The following is a 1,131-nucleotide window of genomic DNA, read 5'->3' on the forward strand; positions in this document are numbered from 1 at the left end:
TACCTGTTCTTTGAAAATTGAATCCACTCCGTCTTGATTAGCGTGCCTGTGTAAGTAGGGACTGAGAGTATTTCCCTGTGAAGGGCAACTGGCACAAGACGTGTGTGAGAATTTTCTAACAGACACGGAGTTTATCGTTACCAGACTTAAACGATGCGACAAACTAGATAAAGGAGTTAATCATGAAGGTAGTAAACTTGTATGATTTGAAACAAATGGGAAATAAAGGTGGTTGTACCATCCAATTGATTCATCACTTTCCTTTTGGTATGGGCTTAGGACATCTCAAAAAAGACTACATTGAATTTAAACGTGTTGGTATCTTTAATGGGAAAGCAGTAGAAGTTACTCTTCGAGAACCTTATTCGAGAGATCTACTGAAGGTTGTCAAGTCGATTAAGCAACGTCAGAAATTGATAGCTTACCGTTATAAAGAAGGAAAGCTGCTATTTGTGAAGAAGGAGGCATCAGATGTCCTCTGAACAACAGGAACGAATGGCAGTTCAATATGCTGAGCGTAGTCTTTTATTCACTGTCAAAAGTCTTTTAAAGATTCTAGAATGGTCTAGACGTCAGGCTTTAGCACAGGATTCCGCCTATAAGATAGGGGTGCAGAAATTAGAAGAATTGCTACAATCTCCTTATTCGATTGATACGATTAATCTGAAAAAAGATTTTTTAGACAAACCAATTGATATAGAGAAATTTAAAGCTTTTTTAGAAAAAGAAGAGATTCCTTTAGCCATCGCTTGGCAAGGGGATTCTCTACATTTCTACACGAAAGACCGTTCGATTCTAGACAATCATTTAGACCATCTGTTAGAAAAAATGGTTAATGATCCGGAGAAATTAGCTGATTTTACCATGGATAAGTCATTAGACGATGCAATTGATGAGGCTAAATCCCAAATTACCTTTAGACAAGAAGGAGCCGTCAAACAGAAAGAGATGGTGAGATGATGTACAGTGGAAAGAAATTCCTACTATTCTCACTGTTAGGTATCTTACTAGGCTATCTTTTTCATCGTTTGACGCTTTTGTATGATTCCTATACTGGAAATAGCTTAGATAAATGGACTCATCTCCTGATGGAAGGTCAAGATGAAGTTCTTCAGTCGCCATGGAATGTTT

General features: G+C 37.7%; 2 protein-coding genes. Both read left to right on the top strand.

Annotated features, from left to right (window positions below; translation table 11 throughout):
- The first annotated feature begins 182 nt into the window (after positions 1-182).
- Positions 183-482 carry a hypothetical protein gene (locus E7C97_RS09510; protein ID WP_000869758.1) on the top strand — a complete coding sequence of 100 codons (300 nt, stop codon included), beginning with the start codon at positions 183-185 and terminating at the stop codon, positions 480-482.
- Positions 472-960 carry a hypothetical protein gene (locus tag E7C97_RS09515; protein ID WP_000093677.1) on the top strand — a complete coding sequence of 163 codons (489 nt, stop codon included), beginning with the start codon at positions 472-474 and terminating at the stop codon, positions 958-960. The genes E7C97_RS09510 and E7C97_RS09515 overlap by 11 nt, the downstream gene beginning before the upstream one ends.
- Positions 961-1,131: the final 171 nt, after the last annotated feature.

It is taken from the genome of Streptococcus sp. (assembly GCF_032481935.1).
Taxonomy (GTDB): domain Bacteria; phylum Bacillota; class Bacilli; order Lactobacillales; family Streptococcaceae; genus Streptococcus.

Coding starts and splice junctions, on each gene's coding strand:
- E7C97_RS09515 (WP_000093677.1), top strand. CDS start 472: ATGTCCTCTGAACAACAGGAACGAATGGCAGTTCAATATGCTGAGCGT.
- E7C97_RS09510 (WP_000869758.1), top strand. CDS start 183: ATGAAGGTAGTAAACTTGTATGATTTGAAACAAATGGGAAATAAAGGT.